Genomic DNA, 4,803 nt, shown 5'->3' on the forward strand with positions numbered 1-4,803 from the left:
CCGGCCGCCGCCGAGCGGCGCGACAAGCCGCGCATCAACGCGCGCGAGGGCACGCGCGTGCTCATCGTCGACGACTCGCCGACCATCGTCGCGCTGCTGCGCAAGCTCCTGCAGCAGAACGGCTACGTGACGCTCGAAGCCGGCGATGCGGAAGAAGGCATCCGGCTGGCACAGGCCGAAGCGCCCGACCTGATCTTTCTCGACATCGTGCTGCCCGGCATGAACGGCTTCGCCGCGCTGCGCCAGCTGCGCCGGGACATTCGCACGAAAGACATTCCGATTATCATGATCAGCGGCAACGAACAGGCCACCGAGCAGTTCTATGCCCAGCGCATCGGCGCCGACGACTTCATGAAAAAGCCGTTCTCGCGCGCCGAAGTGTTCATGCGCATCGAGCGCCTGCTGAACGCCGAAAAGGTGCCGTTCCGCGTTTCGAGCGGCGGCAGGCGGGACGTCTGAACCGCAGGGCGCAATAACCGAAGGGCATTGCGCCATGTCTGACGCGCCTCGCTGCGCGTCTTCTCGATCTTGTTGTCGGCACAATGCGCCTAGAAAGTTGGCGCGATGCCCTTCGGTTATTGTGCCCTGCGTCGTCGCATCAAAAAGGGCGGCCCTTTCGGGCCGCCCTTTATTTTCTGCCTTTCTCTACTTTTTTCTTCTGCTCACTTCGCGGTCAGGCCGCGACGCTCCAGCAGCGGCTTGACGTCCGGATCGCGGCCGCGGAAGTCCTTGAACAGCTGCATCGCGTCGACGCTGCCGCCGCGCGAGAGCAGGGTCTGGCGGAAGTGGTCGCCGTTCTTGCGGCTCAGGCCGCCGTTTTCCTTGAACCATTCCACGCTGTCCGCGTCGAGCACTTCGCTCCAGATGTAGGCGTAGTAGCCGGCCGCGTAGCCGCCCATGATGTGCGAGAAGTAACTGCTGCGATAGCGCGGCGGCACCGGCGCGAAGTCGACGCCGGCCTTCTTCAGCGCGGCGGCTTCGAAATCGAGCACGCCGGCGGCCTCGGGAGCCTGGTTCGCCTTGATCTGGTGCCAGGACTGGTCGAGCAGCGCGGCGCCGAGGTATTCCGTCGTCGCGAAGCCCTGGTTGAACTTCTGCGCCGCGACGACCTTGTCGACGAGTTCCTGCGGAATCGGCGCGCCGGTCTTATAGTGCTTGGCGTAGTTCTTCATGATTTCCGGCCAGGTCATCCACATTTCGTTGACCTGCGACGGATATTCGACGAAGTCGCGCGGCACGCTGGTGCCGGAGAAGCGCGGGTACTTCACGTTCGAGAACATGCCGTGCAGCGCATGGCCGAATTCGTGGAACGCCGTGTTGACCTCGTCGAAGGTCATCAGCGTCGGCTCGCCCTGGGGCGGCTTCGGAATGTTGAGGTGATTGGCCACGACCGGATGCGTGCCGAACAGGCCGCTCTGCGAGACGTATTCGTTCATCCAGGCGCCGCCGCGCTTGTTGTCGCGGGCGTACCAGTCGACGAGGAAGATCGCGAGCTGCTTGTTGTCGGCGTCGAACACGTCGAACACGCGCACGTCGGGGTTGTAGACCGGCAGGTCCTTGCGTTCCTTGAAGCTCAGGCCGTAGAGCTTGTTCGCGGCAAAGAACACGCCGTTCTTGAGCACGTTGTCGTACTCGAAGTACGGGCGCAGCTGACTTTCGTCAAAGCTGTACTTTTCCGAACGAACCTTCTCGGCGTAGTAGGACCAGTCCCACGGCGCGAGCTGGAAGCCGCCTTTTTCCTTGTCGATCATCGCCTGCAGGTCGGCGGCCTCTTTCTTCGCGTTGGCGACGGCGGCCGGCGCGAGCTGGGCGAGGCGGTCGTTGACGGCCTTGACCGTCTTCGCGGTCTCGTCCTCGAGCGTGTAGGCGGCGTGGTTCTCGTAGCCCATCAGTGCGGCGCGCTCGGCGCGGATCTTCGCGACCTTCGCGACGATCGCGCGGTTGTCGAACTCGCCGCCATGGCTGGCGCGGGTCACCGACGCCTTCTGCAGGCGCTCGCGCAGCGCGCGGTTCTGCAGCTGCGCCAGGGCCGGCTGGCCCGAGGTGTTCTGCAGCGCGATGACGTACTTGCCGTCGAGCTTGCGCTGCTTCGCGGCTTCGGCCGCGGCGGCGATCGCCTCGTCGGACATGCCCTTGAGCTCGTCCTTGCTGTCGACGATGACGGCCGAGGCGTTGTTTTCCTTGAGCATGTTCTGGCTGAACTGTGTCTGCAGCGTCGCGAGTTCCGCGTTCATGCCCTTGAGCTTGGCCTTGTCGGCCTCGCTGAGCTTGGCGCCGGCGCGCACGAAATCGGTGTAGTAGCGCTCGACCAGGCGCTTGCCTTCGGCATCGAGGCCCAGCGTGTCGCGCTTGTCGTACAGCGCCTGCACGCGCGCGAACAGCTTCGGGTTCAGCGCGATCGCGTCCTGATGGGCCGACAGCTTCGGCGCCATCTCGCTCTGGATCTTCTCGATGTCGTCGTTGGTATTGGCGCCCGACAGGTTGAAGAACACGGTCGTCGCGCGGTTGAGCAGCTGGCCCGACTTTTCCATCGCGACGATGGTGTTGTCGAAGGTCGGCGCGTCCTTGGCGTCGGCGATCGCATCGATCTCGGCGCGGTGCTCGGTCATGCCGGCCTCGAACGCCGGGGCGAAGTGCTCGTTCTTGATCTTGTCGAAAGCGGGGTACTGGAACGGCAGCGTGCTGGGTTTGGCGAAGGGATTGGTGGCCATGTCGGCTTTCGCGGCGGTCGGGGCGGGCTGCGCCGGCTTGTCGGCGGCAAACGACGGCGCCGCCAGTCCCAGTGCGAGCGCGAGGGCGAGGGCAAGACGGTTCTTCATGAAACGCACTCCGGTCGGGAAATCGGTCGCCGATCCTAAACCGTGCGCGACCGCCATGCCCATGACGGAAGTCCTCCCCGCGTTGCCGGCCGTGCCGATCGGTACCTCATTTCACTGCCGGACGCATGGCCGGGATGCGAACCCGTCTATACACTCGGCCGGTTGCCATCGGGGGGAGAGCGTCATGAGTATTCGTACGGCCGGCGTCGTCGCGCCGCTGCTGCTGTCGTGCGCGGTTTCGGCGCCGCTGCCGGCCTCCGGGGCCGGCGCGCCGAATCCGCTGATGCTCGCCATGGAGGCCGCCCGCCCGGCGCAGCCGCGGCCGCTCGCGCCGCTGCATTCGACGCCTTGCGTCGACGGCATGGCCGCGACCTATCCGTGCTCCAACATCGATCTGCTCTCGTTCACGCCGGTGTCGGCGTTCGCGGCGACCAGCACCAACAGCCTCTGGGGCTGGACCGATCCGACCACGCAGATCGAATACGCGCTGATCGGCGCCAACAACGGGCTCGCGATGTTCGAGCTGTCGGACCCGACCCATCCGAAATACCTCGGCAAGCTGCCGACGCATACCGGTTCGTCGTTCTGGCGCGACGTCCGCGTCTATGCGAACCACGCCTACGTGGTCGCCGACAACAACGGCGCGCACGGCCTGCAGGTCTTCGACCTGACCCGGCTGCGCGGCGTGACCACGCCGCAGACCTTCACCGACGACGCGTTCCGCGGCGACTTCGGCCGCGGCCACACGATCGCGATCAACGAGGAAACCGGCTTCGCCTATGTCGCCGGCAGCGACACCTGCCCGGCGCCGACCGCGAACGGCGCGCTGCGCATGTACGACATCCACGAACCGGACAATCCGCTCTTCGCCGGCTGCGTGACGACGGGCAGCTACACGCACGAGAGCCAGTGCTTCGTCTATCACGGCCCGGACACGCAGCACGACGGCAAGGAAATCTGCCTCAACGCCAACGGACCAACCAAGCGCTTCGCGATCGTCGACGTGACGAACAAGGCTGCGCCGGTCACGCTGTCGTCGCTGACCTGGACCGGTGCGAGCTATCCGCACCAGGCCTGGTTCAGCGAGGACCAGCGCTATGCGCTGCTCAACGACGAACTCGACGAGACGTCGAACGGCCACAACGCGCGCACGCTCGTGTTCGATCTGGCCGATCTCGACGCGCCCGTGCTCGTCGGCCATCACGAACATGCGCTCGGCGTCATCGACCATAACCTCTACGTGCACGGCCAGTACGTCTACGAGTCGAACTACGAGGCCGGCCTGCGCATCCTGCGGCTGGAGAATCTGTCGCAGGCGCAGCTCACCGAAGTCGCGTTCTTCGACGTGTTCCCGGCGAGCGACAATGCCGAATTCAACGGCAATTGGAACAATTACCGTTTTCCGGGCAGCGGCAACGTGATCCTGACCGGCATCGACGAAGGCTTCTTCGTCGTCGAGCCGCACCTGTGCACGCCGCCGGCGGCGCCGACCGCGCTGAGCGCGGCCGCGACGGGCAGCCAGCAGATCGCGCTCGGCTGGACCGGTTCGGGCACGGCCGGGGCGATCTGGAGCGTCGAGCGCGCCCAGGGCGGCTGCGGCGGTGCATTCTCGACGGTCGCGAGCGGGCTCACCACGCCGACGTTCACCGACACCGGCGTGTCGGGGCAGGTCGACTACGGCTATCGCGTCGTGGAAAAAACGCCGAACGGACAGTGCAGCTCGGTCGCGTCGGCCTGCGTCGAAGCACGGGCGCCCGGCGACTGCACGGCTGCCCCGTTGTTCAACGGCATCACCGGCGTCGCCGACGCGGGTACCGCGAGCTGCCGCCTCGATCTGCAGTGGAATGCGGCGGCCCCGGCCTGCGGCGGACCGGCGCGGTATTCGGTCTATCGCGGCGACAGTGCGGGCTTCGTGCCGTCGGCGGCCAATCGCATCGCGAGCGGCATCGCCATGCAGAATTTTGCGGATACGGGCATCGGCGGC

The 4,803-nt window shown here is 66.0% G+C and carries 3 protein-coding genes; 2 read left to right on the top strand and 1 reads right to left on the bottom strand.

The features are described 5' to 3' along the window. Positions 1-459 (top strand): response regulator (locus VLF18_RS15890; protein ID WP_325280606.1); only part of this gene is annotated, 459 nt, incomplete at its 5' end. Positions 460-662: 203 nt separating this feature from the next. Here VLF18_RS15890 and VLF18_RS15895 read toward each other — a convergent pair. Continuing rightward, on the bottom strand, positions 663-2,819 hold the full coding sequence (locus tag VLF18_RS15895) for a M3 family metallopeptidase (protein ID WP_325280607.1): 2,157 nt from the start codon (positions 2,817-2,819) through the stop codon (positions 663-665). 184 nt (positions 2,820-3,003) lie between these two features. Between VLF18_RS15895 and VLF18_RS15900 the strand changes: the two genes are divergently transcribed. Continuing rightward, positions 3,004-4,803 (top strand): choice-of-anchor B family protein (locus VLF18_RS15900; protein ID WP_325280608.1); only part of this gene is annotated, 1,800 nt, incomplete at its 3' end.

The organism is Tahibacter sp., assembly GCF_035481375.1.
Classification (GTDB): Bacteria; Pseudomonadota; Gammaproteobacteria; order Xanthomonadales; family Rhodanobacteraceae; genus Tahibacter.

Bases quoted from the DNA above. Each gene is read 5' to 3' on its own strand.
- VLF18_RS15895 (WP_325280607.1), bottom strand. From the start codon at position 2,819: ATGAAGAACCGTCTTGCCCTCGCCCTCGCGCTCGCACTGGGACTGGCG.